Raw genomic sequence first — 19212 nt, forward strand, 5'->3', positions numbered from 1 at the left:
AGATGACGTCAACGCTCGAACCGGTTTGCCGTCCGGGAGGTTGGTCGGATGATACTCTTCCCCGTTCGGCACTGTTTGGTTTGGCCCCGGAAGGCTCCACCGGAGACACGCTCGAGGAACTTTCGAGCTATTTCCGCCGTCTCAGCGCTCACCATAATCTTCTACCTTGGACGCTTGCGTTCCACGCAGTTACGCCTTTGATTTGCGGCCGGAAGCAAAACGTAGCTAATACCTGCTACAACCTTGACATCTGCGGTGTAGGTGAACGCGCGGTGAAGTGGTTAAACGCGCTCAACAGGTTGACGCTGCGCCATGACCTTCAATCAACAACGTTGTTGTCCCTTCGTTCTGTCGTGTCGAACTACGGACTCATTTCGCCAGTGGAACGCTTTTGTCCGGGATGCTATGCGAACGACGAACGGGCTGGCCGGGAAAAATACAATCGATTGCTTTGGGCAATCCGGTGCGTGACCGCGTGCCCTTTGCATGGGGTCGCATTGAAGCCAGTACCGCAAGCGCAGTGCAGATTTGGGCGGATATCCTGGCTTCCTGGAGTCTCTGCATTCGATGGCATGAGTCTCGCCAATGATATTGCCGAGGAAGCACGTCCGCATGAAATCCGGATCGGCTGGCTCGTTGCGGAACTACTAGATCATGCCAATCTGCACCCGAACTCTTTCAGCCATGCGCCCGCGATTCCAGCTTTTATTCGACACGCCATCGAAGTTCTATTTAAAGGAAGCCTCGCAGATTTCAGCCGGCACCTTGAAGTCCCTAGCAGCCAGCTTCATAACTATATGACGGGAAAGACGCGCCCCACCCTTCCTTGGATAGTTCTGATTGCATACTGCTGCGGTTGCACTGTCTCGGACGTGTTGAATGGCACCAAGAGCATATTGACAAAACGGGCGTTTCCTCCCCTCAAGGAAGTTGTCCTCGTGCGGCGAACTGGAAGAGAAGGGGGGAAGAAGAAGCCGAAAACAGTCCTTATTGCCGAACTTAATAAACTAATAAAGTCCGGAACTGTTACGTGCCGGAAAGAAGCGGCGGATACGCTTGCTATCTCTGTCAGTTATTTGCGCAGGCTTGCGCCAACGCAAGCCGCGTTCCTAGTGGAGCGTGGCAAGCAACACAGGAGGCATCTTGCAGATGCGAACGAAGATGCAAAATTTGCAGAATTCTATCAGTCTTACAGTTCCCTCAAGGAGGACTCAGGCGCATTCTCGGTCGAGAAGATACTTGCTGACGTACGGGCAAGAACAAAAATAACGCTTTCCTACTCTCAACAAAGGCGCTTTAAGAGGAGACTCAAAGACCTGACAAGTAAAGGGAACGAAGGCAAGCTAGCGCATGGAAATAGGGGGCGTCTTCATCGAGACTCTAGTTGAACAGCGGTCCAAGAACAGACCGACCTCCTAGCGCGTACAACCAATTCCTGTCGTAAACGACATCTGTAGATTAACTCCACACTGATCGCGGTCAAAACCGTAGTCGCTGGCAATGTCGGCCAGCACAGGATTTAGCAAGCGGCGACTCGATGTTCTTATGGCGGAAGGCAGCCGGAGTCGAACCGACCTGAGAGCGTCTGACGCCCTCAACTGGGTTTGAAGCCCAGCCGCACCACCGGATACGAATGCCTTCCTACGGTGATTGAATGACGCGTGCCCGATAGAAACAGGCCGCAAAAGCCGGATCAACGCAGATCGAGCCAGCGGCTATCCGTGCGCACGAGGTGCAGGCCACGGTGGAAGCGAGTATACCCAACCCGGTCGAAGAACTCCAAAAGCTGGATCGCGCGTTTTCGGCCGAGTCCGGTGGCGTCGCGAAACGGCGCGGCCGCCACGGTGCCGGCGTTCTTCTGCGCCTCCGTCGCCGCGATCGACGCAAGTTCGCGAATCACCTGCTGGTGATAGAACAGGTCATGCACGACCTGGAACAGCTCGCCCTGACGCGCGAGCTTGCGCAGCAACTGTCGCATGCGCTCCTCCGGCACACCGTGCGCGTTCGCGAGCTCGCGCACCCACGGCGGATCGAAACGTCCCGCCTCGATCTCGGGCAGCAGCGTCGCGGCAAGCGCCTGATCGGCTGCGTCGAGTGTCACGGTGTGGTCGGGCAAGTGCAGCCACGGTCCGCGTCTGACGAGCTCGCCACGCGCCGCCGCATCGTCGACCAACGCGCGCCACAGCGCGTCGTTGACCAGTGGCGCCGCGATGCGCCGCAAGCGCGACACGTCCGGGCCCAATTCATCCGGCGAGCGCTCGTGATATTGCGCGAGCGCGCTCGTCACGCGCCCGGCAAGGGCATGCCATGTCGCGTCCGCGAGCAGCAGTGCGTCATGGCCCGGTAGTTCGATCGTGCGCGTCCCGGCGGGCAACGCGAACGTGGCTGCCGGCATGCCCGTCAGGCGCTCCAGCAACGCCCGCGACAAACCGTGCGGCGCGCGCGCGAACAGCGCATCGAGCGAGCCGGTGTCGAGCAGCGTCTGTATCGCGTCGAGCCGGTCGAAGCGTTCCGCCGAGCGCCGCTTGCGCGCCGGAGCGAACGGATCGAGCACGTGCCCGCCGCCCACCGTGCGATTGGCCTGAGCGTTACGCACGACGAAGCGATCGCCCGGCACCGCGCACAGCGGCCGTTCGAACACCAGTTGCACGCGCGCGCGCTGACCGGGCGCGAGCGTATCGCCTTCGAGCAGCGCGACATGCGCAACCTGATGCTGCGTGCCGAGATGCACATGCAGCGGCGTCCAGTGTTCGAGCGGGTGCGGCGCGTCGGCGAGCAGCGTCAACGTGACGTCGATACGCTCACTGCCTTGCGACAGTCGCGGATCGACGATCCAGTCGCCCCGCTCGATCGCACTCCTGTCGATGCCCGCCAGATTCAGCGCGCAGCGCTGACCGGCGCGGCCGGTTTCGGCGGGGCGATTCTGCGCATGGATACCGCGCACACGCACCGGCTGATCTTTCGGCGCGAGCAGCATTGTGTCGCCGACGTTCACGCTGCCTGCTACGACGGTCCCCGTCACGATCGTGCCCTGCCCCGCGAGCGTGAACACACGATCGACGGCGAGGCGGAACAGGCCGTCATCGCGCTTGGTGCGCCATGCGGCGGCCTGTTCGCGCAGATGCGCATTCAACGCCGCGACGCCCGCATCGCCCGCGCGCGTCGCGCAGGTATCGAATACCGGCGCGTCGCGCAGCACGCTATCGCCGACGAACGCAGTCACTTCGTCGTGCACTTCGCGCAGTCGCTGGTCGTCGACGCGATCCACTTTCGTCAACGCGATCGCTCCGCGCCGGATGCCGAGCAGTTCGACGATCGCCAGATGTTCGCGGGTTTGCGGCATCACGCCGTCGTCGGCGGCGATCACGAGCAGCGCGAAGTCGATGCCGCTCGCGCCCGCGGTCATCGTATGCACGAGCTTTTCGTGGCCCGGCACGTCGATCAGACCGAGCACGTCGCCGTTCTCGAGCGGCACGTACGCGTAGCCGAGCTCGATCGAAATGCCGCGCGCTTTTTCTTCCTTGAGCCGGTCCGTATCGACGCCGGTCAGTGCCTTCACGAGGCTGGTTTTGCCGTGGTCGATATGCCCCGCTGTACCGACGATCATGCGTGCCTGTCCTTCAGTTGCTTTCCGGTTGCGCGATTAGCTGTGCGATCAATTGCGCTTCGTCGGCGGCTTCGAGGCAGCGCAGATCGAGCCGCAACGCGTCGTCCGCGATCCGGCCGATCACCGGCCGCGCCATCTCGCGCAACTGCTTTTCGAGCGCGAGCAGATGACGGCCGCCGCGCTTGCCGTCGGTCATCCTGATGACGAGGCCATGGCTCGGCAGCACGTCGACCGGCAATGCGCCGCTGCCGATCTGGCTGAACATCGGTTCCGCCGCCACGGTGTAGCGCGCGCCGATCGCCTGCTGCAGCGCCGGTAGCACGCGCAGCACGGCAGCGTGAATGTCTTCGGCGGCACGCGTGAGGAGCCGTAGCGTGGTCAGCCGCTCCGTCAACTTCTCGGGCGCGCGATACAGCCGCAGCACCGGCTCCAACGCCGCGAGCGTCAGCTTGCCGACGCGCAGTGCGCGCTTCAACGGATGCTTCTTGATCTTCGCGATCAGATCGCGCCGCCCGACGATCAACCCGGCCTGCGGCCCACCGAGCAGTTTGTCGCCGCTGAACGTGACCACATCGGCGCCCGCCGCGACGGTCTCGCGCACCGTCGGCTCGCGCGGCAAGCCCCATTCGGCGAGATCGACCAGCGTGCCGCTGCCGAGATCGACAGCGACCGCGAGCCCGCGCGCGTGCGCGAGCGGCGCGATCTCGTCGATGCCGACTTCCTTCGTGAAGCCGCTGATCGCATAGTTGCTTGCGTGGACTTTCATCAGCAGCGCGGTGCGCGCGTTGATCGCCTGTTCATAGTCCTTCAGATGAGTGCGGTTCGTCGTGCCGACTTCGCGCAGCTTCGCGCCCGCGCGGCTCATGATGTCGGGAATGCGAAACGCGCCGCCGATTTCGACGAGCTCGCCGCGCGACACCACCACTTCCTTCTTCGCCGCGAGCGCGGACAGCGTGAGCAGCACCGCGGCCGCGTTGTTGTTGACGATGGTTGCCGCTTCGGCGCCGGTCAGCTCGCAGATCAGATCGTCGATCAGGTCGTCGCGGTCGCCGCGCATGCCGGTGGCGAGATCAAACTCGAGGTTGGCCGGTTGCGTGAGCGCGGTCATCACGGCGCGCACCGACTCGTCGGGTAGCAGCGCGCGGCCGAGGTTCGTGTGCAATACGGTGCCGGTCAGATTGAATACGCTGCGCAGCCGCGACGCGTTACGTGCGAGCAGCGCCGCGGCGACCGCCGCATGCAGCTGCGGGGTATCGAGCGCGCTCACCGCCGGGTTGGCCGCCGCATCGCCCGATTGCGCGCTGATGCGCCACGCGTCGAGCGCATCGCGCAGCGCATTGAGCACCTGGGTGCGCCCGTATTCGCCGATCAGCGGTGCGAATTCCGCCGACGCCATCACCTTGTCCACCGACGGCACGCGCGCCATCAGCGCACGCAATTCCGAGCTGCTCACATCGCTCACGAGCAATCCTTATGTCGTGTTGAACTTGCGTCTGGCCAGGTCGCCGTCAGGCGGACTCGTCGCCCTCCGCTTCCGTCGCGCCGGCCGTCTGCTCCGGCCACAGCCATGGATGCGGCGACGCGCGCCGGTAACCTTCCGCGCCCATCAGCAGATCGAGCGTGAGGCTCGCGAGGTCGTCCGCGAATGGATCGAACTCGTAGTCCTTCGCCTGGATACCGATCTTGCGGTAAGTATGGCATTCGTCGCACGACTCCGCCTTCAGCACGGCGTTTTTCGTTTCGGCTTCGCGCGTGGCCGCATCGGCGTCGGGCGAGCCGGCCACGTGGTACGCGATGCCTTTCGTCGAATCGCAGTTCGAGCATTTGCTACGGACCATATGCCATTCGGTCGCGCACAGCCCGCATTGCAGATAGCGATAGTTGTCGTACGCGCCGCCGATGCGCAGCGTGCTCGCCACCGGATGCGAGCCGCACACCGGGCACAGCCCCGGCGTGTCGAGATACGGCACGGCGCGCTTGTCGATGTCGGCGGCGAGGTCGGTCCATACGACTTGCAGCGCGGCCATGATGAACGGCGCGCTCGCCGGCTCGACGTCGGCGAAGCGCTGCGCGAAGATCGCGTCGGCCTGCGCTTCGAGCGTGGCGACGTCGAGCGAGCGCAGGCGCGCGAACACCGCGACGAGCGGCGGCGTCAACGGACCCGCGGCTTCGATCTTGTCGAGCAGTTGCAGCAGCACGTCGCGCCACGCCGGATCGCGCGCGCCGGACAGCGCCGGAATTAGCGGCATCGAATACTGCTGCGCGCTCGCGATCAGCTCTGGGCTCGGCGGCTGTGCCTTGAAGTGCGTGAGCACCGCCTGCTGCGCATCGGCCAGCGCCGCCATCAGCCGCAGATAGCCGGCAATCGGATTGCCGCGCGAGGCGAGCTGGCGCAGGCGCGCGGCGCGCGGCGCGAACACCGCGAGCCGCTCCGGCATGCGGATGCGGGGTATTGCCGAGGGATCGAGCGACTCGATGTCGGCGGCTTCGAGAATGCGTTGAGCCAAGTTATCGACCTCTGAAAACTGAAGAGCCGCCGCCCGTCATCGACGTGGCGCGGCGGCCCGGTGCGCGGGGTGCTGCGTGCGGCGCATTGAGACACGCGCTGAGGCAGCGCCGATTGAACATACTTTACTTGCCGATGATTTCTCTGAACCAGTTCGGATGGTGCTTGCGCGCCCAGCCATAAGTAACGGTGCCGCGCGTCATCGCACCTATGGAGCCCTTGACCCACAGCGCCGCATAGATATGCACGATGATGCCGACGATCAGCAAGAACGCCGTCACCGCGTGCACGACCGCGGAGAGCCGGATCAGGCCAATCGGGAAGTAGAGCGAAAAATAGCGCCGCCAGATCACGATGCCGCTCAGCAACAGCAGCAGCATACAGATCACCATCACGAAGAACAGCAGCTTCTGCCCGGCGTTGTACCTGCCGATTGCGGGCAGGCGCTCCTCGCGGTTGTTCAGCACGTCGCGGTACTGCTTCATCCACTGGATATCCGCCTGGTCCAGATAGTTGTGATGCCAGAAGCGCAACGCAAGAATCAGGAACGAGATGAACATCACGCAGCCGATGAACGGGTGCAGGATTCGCGTCCACTGTCCGCCGCCAAGCACGAAGTACAGAAACGCCATCGACGGATGGAACAACGCGAGACCGGACAGCGCAAGCAGGATGAAACAGATCGCGGTGATCCAATGGTTCGTGCGCTCGTTCGGCGTATAGCGCACGATCAGGCGGTTGCCCTTCACGTCCGTGAAGTCGGTGTGCTCAGAGTGGTTCATTGCTTACCCTCCCGCGAACGGCGTGCCTCTTCGGCTTCCTCGACGGCGGCGGCTTCGTCGGCCTCGGTCACCTCGTTCGGACCGACGCGCGTGTAGTGGAAGAAGCCCGCGAGCGCGGCGATCCCCATGATGGCGAGCCCGATCGGCTTGGCTATGCCCTTCCAAAACGTCACCATCGGACTGATGCGCGGATCGTCCGGCAGGCCGTGATACAGCGACGGCCGGTCGGCGTGATGCAGCACGTACATCACATGCGTGCCGCCGACCTTTTCCGGGTTGTACAGGCCAGCGTTCTGGAAACCGCGCTCCTTCAGATCGACGATGCGGTCCTCGGCCTGCAGCTTCATGTCCTCCTTGGTGCCGAACATAATCGCGCCGGTGGGGCAGGTCTTCACGCAGGCCGGCTCCTGGCCGACCGCCACGCGGTCCGAACACAGCGTGCACTTGTACACGCGGCGATCCTTCTTCGACATGCGCGGTATGTTGAACGGACAGCCCGCGATGCAAAAGCCGCAGCCGATGCAGTTCTCCTCGTGAAAATCCACGATGCCGTTCGTGTACTGCACGATCGCGCCCGGCGACGGACAGGCCTTCAGACAGCCCGGGTCTTCGCAGTGCATGCAGCCGTCCTTGCGGATCAGCCATTCGAGATCGCCGGCGGAGTTCTCGTACTCCGCGAAACGCATCACGGTCCACGAATCCGGAGTCAAGTCGGGCGGATTGTCGTAGACGCCGACGTTCACGCCGATTTCGTCGCGCAAATCGTTCCACTCCATGCAGGCGGTTTGACACGCCTTGCAGCCGATGCACTTCGACACGTCGATGAGCTTCGCGACCTGCCCGGAGGCCGGCGCGCGAGCCACCGGCGGCTGCGTGGTCGTGGCCGAGACGCGTCTGATGTCCAGTGATTGCAGTGCCATCTCTTTACCTTATGCCTTTTCGACCTTGACGAGGAACGACTTGGTTTCCGGTGTCTGCGAGTTCCCGTCGCCCACCGGGGGCGTCAGCGCATTGACGAGATAGCCCGGCCTCGCGAGCCCCATGAAGCCCCAATGAATCGGCAGCCCGACGGTCTGCACCTTCTTGCCTTCGACAGTCAGCGGTTTGATGCGCTTGGTCACGACCGCGACGGCTATCAGGTGCCCGCGGTTCGAGCTCACCTTGACCCGGTCGCCCGCCACCACGCCGATCTCCTTCGCGAGGTCTTCGCCGATCTCGACGAACTGCTCGGGCTGGATGATCGCATTCAGCTTCGCGTGCTTCGTCCAGTAGTGGAAATGCTCGGTCAGCCGATAGCTGGTCGCCGTATGCGGGAAGTTCTCGTGCGTGCCGAACGTGGCTTTGTCGGCCGGGAACACGCGCGCCGCCGGGTTGCTGACGACCAGCTTGTTGTCCGGATGCAGCGGGTTGTAGCCGAGCGGCGTCTCGAACGGTTCATAGTGCTCGGGGAACGGCCCCTCGACCATCGCGTCGCGCGCGAAGAACCGCGCGACGCCTTCCGGATTCATGATGAACGGATTCATGCCGCCGTCAGGCGGCTCGTCGACCTTGAAGTCCGGAATGTCGGCGCCCGACCACGTGCTGCCATTCCACGCGATCAGCTTACGCGTCGGATCGAACGGCTTGCCGTTGAGATCGCACGACGCGCGGTTGTACAGAATCCGCCGGTTCACCGGCCATGCCCACGCCCAGTTCAGCGTGTTGCCGATGCCGGTCGGGTCCGAGTTGTCGCGGCGGCCCATCTGGTTGCCCGCCTGAGTCCACGCACCGCAGAAGATCCAGCAGCCGCTCGAAGTCGAGCCGTCGTCGCGCAGCAGCGCGAAGCTCGCGAGCTGCTCGCCTTTCTTCGCGAGCACCTTGGTCGGGTCCTTCGGATCGGTGACGTCCGCGAGCGCCTTGCCGTTGAACTCCATCGCGATCTCTTCGGGCGTCGGGCTGTCCGGCCTCGCATACGGCCAGCTCATGTTCAGGATCGGATCGGGATACTTGCCGCCGTCCTTGCGATAAGCGTCGCGAATCCGCAGCCACAGCCCAGCCATGATCTCGAGGTCGCTCTTCGCTTCGCCGGGGCCGTCCGCGCCCTGCCAGTGCCATTGCAGCACCCGGCTCGAACTGACGAGCGAGCCGCGTTCCTCGGCGAAGCAGGTGGTCGGCAGACGGAACACCTCGGTCTGGATCGATGCGCTGTCGACGTCGTTGAACGGGCCGTGGTTCTTCCAGAACTCCGATGTTTCGGTCGCGAGCGGATCCATGATCACGAGCCACTTCAGCTTGGCCAGAGCCGCGCCGTTCTTTGACTTGTACGGCGCGGCGGCAAGCGGGTTGAAGCCCTGCGCGATGTAGCCGGTCATCTTGCCCTGACTCATCAGCTCGAAGACCTGCAGCAGGTCGTAGGACTTGTCGAGCTTCGGCAGATAGTCGAAAGCGAAGTTGTTCTCGGCGGTCGCCTTGTCGCCCCACCACGACTTCATGAAGCTCACGTGGAACGCGCGATAGTTGCGCCAGTAGCTCAGCTGGTTCGGCCGCAGCGGCTGCGCGGCGCGTTTCGCGATGTAGGCGTCGAAGTCCTGCTCCGCCTCCATTGGCAGCGTCATGTAGCCCGGCAGCAGGTTCGACATCAGGCCGAGGTCCGTCAGGCCCTGGATGTTCGAGTGGCCGCGCAGCGCATTCATGCCGCCGCCCGCGATGCCGATGTTGCCGAGCAGCAGCTGGACCATCGCGCCGGTGCGGATGATCTGCGAGCCGATCGAGTGCTGCGTCCAGCCGAGCGCGTACATGATCGTGGTCGCGCGTCCCGGCACCGACGTCGCCGCGAGCATCTCGCATACGTGCAGGAACTTGTCCTTCGGCGTGCCGCAGATTTTTTCGACCTGCTCGGGCGTGTAGCGCGAGTAATGCTTCTTCATCAGCTGATAGACGCAGCGCGGGTCCTGCAGCGTGGGGTCGACCTTGGCGAAGCCGTCGTCGCCGCGCTCGTAGTCCCACGAGGTCTTGTCGTAGCTGCGCTTGTCGGCGTTGTAGCCGGAGAACATGCCGTCGTTGAACGCAAAATCCTCACGGACGATAAACGACACGTCCGTGTAGTTCTTCACGTACTCGTGCTGGATCTTGTCGTTCGTCAACAGATAGTTGATCACCCCGCCGAGGAACGCGATGTCCGTCCCGGTGCGAATCGGCGCGTAATAGTCCGCGACCGACGCCGTGCGATTAAAGCGCGGGTCGACCACGATCAGGCGCGCCTTGCGGTGCGCCTTCGCCTCGGTGACCCATTTGAAACCGCATGGGTGGGCCTCGGCCGCATTGCCGCCCATCACGAGAATCAAGTCCGCGTTTCTGATGTCGACCCAATGGTTCGTCATCGCTCCACGGCCAAACGTCGGGGCAAGACCTGCCACCGTCGGGCCATGTCAGACACGCGCCTGATTGTCGAATCCAAGCATGCCAAGACTGCGAGCAGTCTTGTGCGTCAGATAACCCACCTCGTTACTGCTGGCCGACGCCGCGAGCATCCCGGTTGTCAGCCAGCGGTTGACCTTCTTGCCGTCTGCGGTCGTCTCGACGAAATTCGCGTCGCGGTCTTCCTTCATCAGCTTGGCGATGCGGTCGAGCGCGTCTTCCCACGAGATGCGCTTCCACTCGTTCGCCCCGGCCGCGCGGTACTCGGGATAGCGCAGACGGCTCGGGCTATGGATGAAGTCGATCAGGCTCGCGCCCTTCGGGCACAGCGTGCCGCGATTGACCGGATGGTCGGGGTCGCCCTCGATGTGGAAGATGCTCGTCTTCACGTTCTTGGCCTGGTCGCCAAGTCCGTACATGAGGACGCCGCAGCCCACCGAGCAGTACGGGCAGGTGTTGCGGGTTTCGGTAGCACGCGACAATTTGTACTGACGGACTTCGGCCAGCGCGGGTGTCGGCGAGAAGCCCATCAGGGCTAGGCTCGATCCGGCGAGCGAGGTGGCAGAAACCTTCAGGAATTGTCGCCGAGTCATTTGCGTCATTGCATGGCCTCGGCTCTTTTGGGAACAAAATTGATTATAGATGCCGTTTCACGACATGTACCTCGATCGTAGTGCATTGGCCACCCGGGTAAATCGGACATGCGAAAATCGGTTGAGTGAACGGCGCACCCTGCCTGCACGATTTATTCCAGGTGCCGGGCACCGTTCATGCTCAATGCGCGAATGGTGAAATTCAATTGACCTTCTCGACGGATTATTCGCTCCTATGAACTACTCTGCTTACTCCTGCCGCGCGGTAGCCGGCGCAGCCTCGCTTGCGCTTCTCGGCGCCGCACTGTTGGCCACCAACTCTCCCAGCCTTGCGCAGATTCCCCAGTCGGGCGGCTCTTCGCACATGGAAAGCCGTTCGTCCGGAATGGGTTCGAAGCCTGAACCGGCCGCATCGGCGGTTCACGAATCGCAAACGCCTCAGTCGAAAGACAGCGGACAAGGTAATGCGCGCGGCAAAACCGCCGGCCAGGGACAAAAAGCCCAAGGCGCCGGCGGATTCAACAATGGCTTGTATGGGACCGGCGCGGGCAGCAATAAATAAGGCATTGCAACCGCGCGGTAATTGGTTTGCTAATTGGCGACGGCGATCAATTCGCGCGGCGATGCGCAATTGCGTTAGCGCGTGAACAATTCGTTTCATCGCCTCACCTGCCGTTGGCATTTGCTTCGGGGTTAGTACTTTTTACGCGGGCGTTTATCGTTCGGATATACCGCTTTGGCATAAAGCCGGTTTGCGGCCCGCGCCGACGCTGCACAGTGTGAAAACTACCCTCATAATGCGGTCATTCGACGAACCCGAACTCCCGCTCTCATGACCCAAGTCCAAGCAAGCCAGTCGCCCCGCCTGACGAGCCTGTCGCACGGTGGCGGCTGCGGCTGCAAGATCGCGCCCGGCCTGCTCGCCGATCTGCTCAAGCGCAGCGCGCCGCTGCCGTTTTTTCCCGACCTGCTGGTCGGCAACGACACCGCCGACGACGCCGCCGTCTACAAGCTCAACGAAGACCAGGCGATCGTCGCGACCACGGATTTCTTCATGCCGATCGTCGACGATCCGTTCGACTTCGGCCGCATCGCCGCGACCAATGCGATTTCCGACGTCTACGCGATGGGCGGCAAGCCGATCATGGCGCTCGCGATCGTCGGCATGCCGATCAACGTGCTGGCGCACGACGTGATCGCGGCCGTGCTGAAAGGCGGCGAATCCGTTTGCGCGGACGCGGGCATCCCGCTCGCGGGCGGCCATTCGATCGATTCGGTCGAGCCGATATACGGCCTGGTTGCGCTGGGCATCGTCGATCCGAAGCGCGTCAAGCGCAACGCGGGCGGCCAGGCCGGCGACGTGCTGATCCTCGGCAAGCCGCTCGGCGTCGGCATTCTGTCCGCGGCACTGAAAAAAGACCGGCTCGATGACGCCGGCTACGCGGCCATGATCGGCGCGACCACCAAGCTGAACCGGCCGGGCGCCGAGCTGGCGCGGCTCGACGGCGTGCATGCGCTGACCGACATCACCGGCTTCGGCCTGCTCGGTCACACGCTGGAACTCGCGCGCGGCTCGAAGCTGACCGCGCGCGTGCGCTATGCGGACCTGCCGTGGCTGCCGAACGTCGCGAGCCTGGCGGAAGCCGGCATCTTCACCGGCGCATCGGGCCGCAATTGGGACGCCTACGGCCACGACGTGGTGCTGCCCGCCACGTTGCCGTCCGCCGGCCGCGCGTTGTTGACCGATCCGCAGACGTCGGGCGGGCTGCTGGTGTCGTGCGCGCCCGATGCGGTCGACGAGGTGCTCGCGCTGTTCCGCGCCGATGGCTTCGCCGACGCGCGGGTGATCGGCGAGCTGATGAGCGGGGAAGCTCGAGTCGAGGTCATCTGAGGCAGGCGGCTGAGGGGACGCGTCACCGGAGAACGCCGGCACGGACGCATAACCGGCCCGAACGAGCCGCGCATGCGATAATTTCGGACTTCCCGCAGTCCGTTTTGTCCCTACTCCCTTGAAAAGTCTTCTAGTCAGCCTCGATAAAGCCGACGATTTCGATGAAATCGTCGACGTTCGCACGCCGCTCGAGTTCGAGGAAGACCATATTCCGGGCGCGACCAACGCGCCAGTGCTCAGCAACGAAGAACGCGTGCTGGTCGGCACGACCTACAAGCAGGTGTCGCCGTTCGAGGGCACGCGGCTCGGCGCGGCGCTCGTCGCGCGCAACATCGCGCATCATCTCGAAACCACGTTCGCCGACCGGCCGCGCAACTGGCGCCCGCTCATCTACTGCTGGCGCGGCGGCAAGCGCTCGGGCTCGGTCACGACGCTGTTCAACATGATCGGCTGGTCAGCGCGGCAACTCGAGGGCGGCTACAAGAGCTATCGGCGCGCCACGCTGGAGAGGCTCGAAACCCTGCCGCGCCGCTTCAGCTACATCGCGCTCGTCGGCCCGACCGGCAGCGGCAAGACACGGCTGCTGTCGGCGCTGCATCAGGCCGGCGCGCAAACGCTCGACCTCGAGGCGCTCGCCTCGCATCGCGGCTCGCTGCTCGGCGCGTACACGGGCGTGCAGCAGCCGTCGCAGAAGCGTTTCGACACGCTGCTCGTCACCGCTCTGCAAGATTTCGACGTGAACCGGCCGGTGTTCGTCGAGGCGGAAAGCCGGCGCATCGGCACCGTCACGCTGCCGCTCGCGCTGCTCGAAACGTTTCATCGAGGCGCGTGCGTCGAGGTGCGTTCGAGCCGGGAGGATCGCGCGGCATTTCTGCTGCAGGATTACGCGCATCTGTTCGAGCATCCCGACTACTTCAAGGGACAGCTGGAACGGCTGATCGGCCTGCACAGCCGCGAGCGGGTCACGGGCTGGCAGCGGCTCGTCGACGACAACCGGCGCGCCGAGCTCGCGCAAGAACTGATCGAACTTCACTACGATCCCGCGTATGCGCGCAGCAGCGGCCAGCATTTCGATCAGCTGCCGAATGCGCTGCAACTCGATTTCCGCCCGAACGATGCCGACGTCGTCGAGCAGGCGAAAACGCTGCTCGCGCAGCTCGACACCCGTACGCTAGTCCTCGGTTGACTCACAACGACATTTAAGAACCATCATGCAATCAACCCTTCGGCAACCCCGCGTCACGCTTGGCGGGATCGTATTCCTGCTGATCGCCGTCGTCGGCCTCTTCTATGTGAAGTGGTTTCCGTACTACAACCGCGCGTTCGTCGCCGCGAGCCAGCATTCGATCGGCAAGTCGATCTTGATGGGCACGTCCGCGAGCGCCCCGGCGGCCTCGTGGCAGGCCGCGATCGACTTCGCGCTCGCGTACGGCAAGGCGATCTGGCAGGCGATGGTGCTCGGCCTGCTGCTCGGCTCCGCGGTGCAGGCGCTGATTCCGCCGCAGTGGGTCGCGCGCGCGCTCGGTCGTGCCGACTTCAACAGCGTCGTCAAAGGCGGCCTGATGTCGTTGCCGGGCATGATGTGCACCTGCTGCGCGGCGCCGGTCGTCGCCGGCCTGCGCGCGCGCGAAGCGGCACCGGGTGCGGCGATTGCTTTTTGGCTCGGTAATACCGCGCTGAATCCCGCGACACTGATCTTCATGGGCTTCGTGCTCGGCTGGCAGTGGATGGGCCTGCGTCTCGCGCTCGGCATCGTGATGGTGTTCGGCCTCGGCTACCTCGTGAACCGCATGGTCACGCCGCAGGAAGCGCAAGCGTCGCGAGAGGCCGTCGCGCAACTGGTCAGCGCCGACGATCCGGGCACCGCGTTCTCGCGCTGGATCTCGATTCTCGGGCGCATGACGCTGCGGCTCGTGCCGGAATACATCGCGCTCGTGCTGATTCTCGGCGCGGCGCGCGCGTGGCTGTTTCCGCACATCGGCCCGGACGTCGACAACAGCCTGCTGTGGATCATCGCGCTGTCGATCGCCGGCACGCTGTTCGTGATTCCGACCGCAGGTGAAGTGCCGATCATTCAGGCGATGCTGTCGTTCGGTATGGCCGCCGGCCCCGCCGGCGCGCTGCTGATGACGCTGCCGCTCGTCAGCGTGCCGTCGCTCGCGATGCTCGCGCGGTCGTTTCCGCGGCGCGTGCTGACGATGGTGGCCTGTGCGGTGGTGGTGTGCGGTGTCGTCAGTGGCTTGCTGGCCGTTACGCTAGGCTTCTGAGCCGGTTTTTGAGTTCGAGTCGTAGAAGAAGGAAGCATGAAACGTATCGCCGCTTTCGCCGTCACGTGTTGGTCCGCCGCCGGGCTGCTGTACGTTGGACAGCATTCGGTGGCGCTGATCGCGCTGAGCGGCGTCGTTGCTTTCGCGGGGTTCGATCTGCTACGGCCTTGAAGGCATCGTTGTTTTTCTCGTCCGTGCAAGCTCGTTTGCCCGTTGCGTTCGCAGTAGCGTTCGTGTTCGCCCGCGCCTGACCCGGAAAGGGCCTCGCGAATCGCTGCGAGCCATGACGCCACCGCGTGCGCGCCCGGGTCCACATGACCGATCGCTCGCTCGCCGACATAACTCGAACGCCCGCGGCGCGGATGCATCGAGGCGGTACGCGAGGTCGTTGCCAGCAGCTTGCCGACCATCGCATCGGCCGGCTCCAGCGCACCGCGCGCCACGCCGGGTTCGCCATGAATGCCGAGGCCCCATTCGATTTCGCGATCGCCCGGTTCGAAGCCCGGCTTGCCCGCGGCCGGCACCGTGCAGGGCGTCAGCGCGACGCCCATCGTGCCGAGAGACGCGGCCGCTTCTTTGGCGATCCGCGGGACCTCGGCCAACGGCAAACCGCGCGCCGCTGCCGCGCCCGCGATCTTGTGAACAGCACCGTGCCCGCTAGTCCGCGACGGCCCGCGTGATCGCCGCTCGCGCTCAACGCGACGTCGTCGGCGACGATCATCATCTCGACGGGAATGCCTTCGGCGCGCGCCATTTCGGCCGCGAGGCCAAAGTTGAAGCGGTCCCCCGTGTAGTTCTTGACGATCAGCAACGCGCCCGCGGGACCGGCCACCGCACGGATTGCGTCGAGCACGGCGTCGGTGGATGGCGATGTAAAGACTTCGCCAGCCACCGACGCGCTCAGCATGCCGTGGCCGACGTAGCCGCCGTGCGCGAGCTCGTGGCCCGAGCCGCCGCCGGAGATCAGCGCGACCTCGCCGCGCGTTGTCGAACGACGACGCGGCAGCGGCAGAGAACGCGTGAATGTGCACGAGCTGTGAGCCACGAGCGGATAACGAAAGCGAAGGGAACGTGATGCCGAACGGCGAAACTGCGGGAACGACGGGATGGATTTGACAGGACCGTAGACGAAAGCGGAACCGCTTTCGTCTACGTCACAGATGCGTTGGTAGGCTCGATTGGATTCGAACCAACGACCCCCACCATGTCAAGGTGGTGCTCTAACCAACTGAGCTACGAGCCTTTAGAGGCGCGAATTATAGAGACTCATTGCGGACTTCACAAGCCCTTGCGGCGATTTATCGAAACGCATGTGTGTTGATCAGTTCGTCGCGGTCCATTCGGTGTCAGGGTCCAATGGATAAACCGGCCGTTTCACGTGCTCGAATCTGAACAGACCGTAGTCCGAACTCGTGACGCCGCGGCTATCGCATTCGACGAGCGCCGCCGCGATCGGCAAGAATACGGGCCGGCAATACATGCGTGATTTGAGCAGCAGAAAACGCGCGCGGCGCGGATCGATGCCGACGCTCTCGAACACGCCGAGATCCCACGGCTCATGCGTGTGTTCGGTCACGACGAGTTTCACCGTGCCAGTGTCGAGCACCGCCGCGCGACCCATGTACGCGCGTTGGCCCGTGTAGGTCGGACCGCTGATCACGTATTCGCCGTCCGTCAGCGCGCGCACGACGCCGGTCAGGGCGAGCGGCGAACGCGATGGCAAAGCATCGTTTGTCAGCTTGTTGCCGATCGCGAGCGTGACTGTACTTCCGACTCCTGAGGCCGCGAGGGCCGCGACCGCCTGCGGGTCGCACAACGGCCCGCTGACGATGCCTTCGAGGCCCTGCTTCAATGCTTCCTCGAGCAGATCCATCGTGTCGCACGTGCCGCCTGACATGCAGTTGTCGCCATGATCGAGCAGCAGCACCGGTTTGTCGGCGCCGCGCGCGAGCGACGCCGCCCGCGCGACCGATTCGGCAAGCGGCGCGCTGCGATAGACGAAATCGTCGCGCTCGTCCCAGATCTGCCGCGCGACTCGCTCGGCGACCGCCTCCGCATCCGCGCGCTCGCCATTGCCGACTACAACGACGCTAATGCATGGCGCGTCGATATCGGCGAGCGAGAAGCCCGCCAGCACCGACACCGCGAGCATGCCCTCGGCCTCGGCGGCGTGCGCGGCATCGAGCGCGCGTTTCATCGCGCCGTCGGCGCTCGCGCTGCGCAGCGTGTGCGTGAGCAGCGGCGGTTGACGCCACGCGATGACCGGCTTTGCGTGGCCGTCGATCATGTCGAACAATAGGCGCGCCGCGTGCGCGCCAGTCTCGTACATGTCGACGTGCGGATAGGTTTTGAAACCGACGATGATGTCGGCGTTGTCGATCATCTTCTGCGTGACGTTGCCGTGCAGATCGAGTGCGACCGCGATCGGCGCTTGCGGCAATGAGGCACGGACACGCGCGAGCAGATCGCCTTCGCCATCGACCGAGTTCTCGGCGACCATCGCGCCGTGCAGATCGAGCATCACCGCGTCGCAGCCCGTCGCGGCTGCCACGATCGCGTCGCTGATCGTATCGTAGGCGGCGGCGTCCACTGGCCCGCTCGGATTCGCCATGGCGGAGATCGGTGTCACGATTTCGGCGTGGACGCGCTCGGCCGCGTCGATGAACGCGGCCATCGCGGTTTGCATACCCTTGTTTTCGTCGAACGCGGCGCGGCCGTAGCTGGGACCGTTGCGGCCGAATGCGGCCAGCGGGGTTTCTACCGGCGAGAACGTGTTGGTCTCGTGGTTCATTCGTGCGATCAGGATCTTCATGCGCGTATGCTCCCTGTCCTCGACGTCGCGCTCAGCTGCAGCAGCATATTGAAGCCGGCTTCCAGCTGATCGGCGCGCGTCCTCGGTTTCGTTGTGGCTGACGCCGTCCTTTCATGGAACGAAGATCGTCTTGCCGGGTGTGACGCGCGCGAGATAGACCGCGTCGTGGCCCGCGCCGCTGATCACATCCATCGGGAACAGGCACGTCGAGACAGCCGACCGTGCCGCGGCGACGCGGCGCATGATCGAGCGCGCGAGGCAGTTCACCGCATGGAGCCCGCATCGATGCTTCCTTGGGTCGAACGCAGCTGGATGGCGCTTGCGGGCCGGACTTGCTCCCTTCCGGCTTGCTGGTCGGTGTTGTTCCAATTGTCATGATAGAGAGGTTTGGCCAAGGCTGACGACCGGACGTCCGCGAGGTCGGAATGTGGCGACGCTTTTCCGTGGGCGAAGGATGGGAGGGAAAACCGCTGGATTCGAGGGTAGCAAACGGCGCACCGCGGGCGATGTAGGTGTCAATCCGCTCGACTACAGACGCCGCGACATGCCGGCAATTTGCGCGCAAGTGGTTGCCAGCAAACGTTTTCGTCGAAGGAAGCGGGTAAAACGCAATGAAGGCTCAACCTTTTGCGAAGCGCGCCGTTATTGCATGTGCTCAGGCAAACCCCTTGGATCTCCATGGCACAACCGATTCCTTTCCGCAACACCAGCGCCGCCCGCGCGCGGCATGCCAAAGCCATGCTGTTGCCCATCGCGCGCCAGATCGCCGACGATCTCGCGTTACGAGTTCATCTGTCGCTCGACGCATTGCGTCGCGGCGTCGGCACGAAGAGCGATGCACAGACGCTCACGCAGATCATGCTGTTGACCAGCTACCTCGCCGATGCCGGCTTCGGCTCGATGAGCCATGAAGAACTCCACGCCGCGGATCGCGCCTCGGCGATGGTGTTCGACGCAGGTCGGGAACGCGACGAATGGAAGCTGGACGAAGCGGGATTCGAGCTCTTTGCATCGATCGCGACGAGGTACGATCGGCAGTTGCATCGCGCTCCGCTTTGGGCGATTACCGAGGCCAGTGAAAGACTCGACCGGTTTATTGCAGGGGGATCCGATCGGGCGCCGGCGCGAAAGCGGGCATAGCGGTTTTAGAGGAAGTGCCGACCGCCTGAGCCGGAAGGACACGGATTTTAAGCGAGCGTGTCGGAAGTCGCCGGGTTACGCGGATGCGCTTCGGATCGGAAAGTAGTTGAAGCGCGCGGAATTGGCCGCGTAAACGCAAAAACCCCACCGCTGGGGGTGGGGTTTCTGGCTTGTGGGGGAGCCTGACGATTACCTACTTTCACACGGGCAATCCGCAC

General features: G+C 63.9%; 14 protein-coding genes, 2 tRNA genes and 3 pseudogenes. 7 read left to right on the forward strand and 12 right to left on the reverse strand.

The genetic code is table 11. The features are described 5' to 3' along the window. Positions 1–2: 2 nt before the first annotated feature. Positions 3–1388, forward strand: a complete 1386-nt coding sequence (locus AB3X89_RS34850; protein WP_368587304.1) for a TniQ family protein — start codon at positions 3–5, stop codon at positions 1386–1388. A 158-nt stretch (positions 1389–1546) separates the two neighbouring features. On the opposite strand, the gene AB3X89_RS34855 is transcribed toward AB3X89_RS34850, so the two are convergent. From AB3X89_RS34855 to fdnG, 7 genes are all read right to left on the reverse strand, one after another. Next, positions 1547–1642: transfer RNA gene (locus AB3X89_RS34855), tRNA-Sec, on the reverse strand. Between the two features lie 51 nt (positions 1643–1693). Next, positions 1694–3607 carry a selenocysteine-specific translation elongation factor gene (selB, locus tag AB3X89_RS34860; protein WP_368587305.1) on the reverse strand — a complete coding sequence of 638 codons (1914 nt, stop codon included), beginning with the start codon at positions 3605–3607 and terminating at the stop codon, positions 1694–1696. A gap of 13 nt (positions 3608–3620) precedes the next feature. Next, on the reverse strand, positions 3621–5069 hold the full coding sequence (selA, locus tag AB3X89_RS34865) for an L-seryl-tRNA(Sec) selenium transferase (RefSeq protein ID WP_368587306.1): 1449 nt from the start codon (positions 5067–5069) through the stop codon (positions 3621–3623). A gap of 46 nt (positions 5070–5115) precedes the next feature. Beyond that, entirely contained in the window at positions 5116–6114 is a 999-nt protein-coding gene (gene fdhE, locus AB3X89_RS34870) for a formate dehydrogenase accessory protein FdhE (RefSeq protein WP_368587307.1), read from the reverse strand. Positions 6115–6238: 124 nt separating this feature from the next. Then, positions 6239–6895, reverse strand: a complete 657-nt coding sequence (locus AB3X89_RS34875) for a formate dehydrogenase subunit gamma (protein WP_368587308.1) — start codon at positions 6893–6895, stop codon at positions 6239–6241. Further along, positions 6892–7815, reverse strand: a complete 924-nt coding sequence (fdxH, locus tag AB3X89_RS34880) for a formate dehydrogenase subunit beta (protein WP_368587309.1) — start codon at positions 7813–7815, stop codon at positions 6892–6894. The genes AB3X89_RS34875 and fdxH overlap by 4 nt, the downstream gene beginning before the upstream one ends. Positions 7816–7824: 9 nt before the next feature. Next, complete coding sequence (gene fdnG / locus AB3X89_RS34885) at positions 7825–10893, reverse strand: formate dehydrogenase-N subunit alpha (protein ID WP_368587310.1); 3069 nt, start codon at positions 10891–10893, stop codon at positions 7825–7827. 226 nt (positions 10894–11119) lie between these two features. On the opposite strand from fdnG, the gene AB3X89_RS34890 reads away from it, so the two are divergent. The 5 genes from AB3X89_RS34890 (at position 11120) to AB3X89_RS34910 (ending at position 15213) form a co-directional block, all read left to right on the forward strand. Beyond that, a complete protein-coding gene (locus AB3X89_RS34890; protein WP_368587311.1) occupies positions 11120–11446 on the forward strand; it encodes a beta-xylosidase in 327 nt (108 codons plus the stop codon). A 270-nt stretch (positions 11447–11716) separates the two neighbouring features. Further along, positions 11717–12775, forward strand: coding sequence for a selenide, water dikinase SelD (gene selD / locus AB3X89_RS34895; RefSeq protein ID WP_368587312.1), 1059 nt, complete (start codon positions 11717–11719; stop codon positions 12773–12775). Positions 12776–12893: 118 nt separating this feature from the next. Next, positions 12894–13961: a tRNA 2-selenouridine(34) synthase MnmH gene (gene mnmH, locus AB3X89_RS34900; RefSeq protein ID WP_368587313.1), complete on the forward strand. Its 1068-nt coding sequence runs from the start codon at positions 12894–12896 to the stop codon at positions 13959–13961. Positions 13962–13986: 25 nt separating this feature from the next. Next, a complete protein-coding gene (locus tag AB3X89_RS34905; protein ID WP_368587314.1) occupies positions 13987–15042 on the forward strand; it encodes a permease in 1056 nt (351 codons plus the stop codon). Positions 15043–15078: 36 nt separating this feature from the next. Then, positions 15079–15213, forward strand: a complete 135-nt coding sequence (locus AB3X89_RS34910; RefSeq protein WP_018424239.1) for a hypothetical protein — start codon at positions 15079–15081, stop codon at positions 15211–15213. 155 nt (positions 15214–15368) lie between these two features. Here AB3X89_RS34910 and AB3X89_RS34915 read toward each other — a convergent pair. The 5 genes and pseudogenes from AB3X89_RS34915 to AB3X89_RS34935 form a co-directional block, all read right to left on the reverse strand. After that, a pseudogene (locus AB3X89_RS34915) lies at positions 15369–15452 on the reverse strand (hypothetical protein); the annotation flags it as partial. Beyond that, positions 15432–16015: pseudogene (locus AB3X89_RS34920) on the reverse strand (dihydroxyacetone kinase subunit DhaK); the annotation flags it as partial. The pseudogenes AB3X89_RS34920 and AB3X89_RS34915, both read right to left, overlap by 21 nt. Positions 16016–16208: 193 nt before the next feature. Then, positions 16209–16285 (reverse strand) — tRNA-Val (locus AB3X89_RS34925). Between the two features lie 78 nt (positions 16286–16363). Continuing rightward, positions 16364–17854, reverse strand: a complete 1491-nt coding sequence (locus tag AB3X89_RS34930) for a M81 family metallopeptidase (protein ID WP_368587315.1) — start codon at positions 17852–17854, stop codon at positions 16364–16366. After that, positions 17851–18046, reverse strand: a pseudogene (locus AB3X89_RS34935) (Zn-dependent hydrolase); the annotation flags it as partial. The gene AB3X89_RS34930 and the pseudogene AB3X89_RS34935, both read right to left, overlap by 4 nt. A gap of 486 nt (positions 18047–18532) precedes the next feature. On the opposite strand from AB3X89_RS34935, the gene AB3X89_RS34940 reads away from it, so the two are divergent. Continuing rightward, on the forward strand, positions 18533–18994 hold the full coding sequence (locus tag AB3X89_RS34940) for a hypothetical protein (protein ID WP_368587316.1): 462 nt from the start codon (positions 18533–18535) through the stop codon (positions 18992–18994). Positions 18995–19212: the final 218 nt, after the last annotated feature.

It is taken from the genome of Paraburkholderia sp. BR14320, from assembly GCF_040948665.1.
Taxonomy (GTDB): Bacteria; Pseudomonadota; Gammaproteobacteria; order Burkholderiales; family Burkholderiaceae; genus Paraburkholderia; species Paraburkholderia youngii.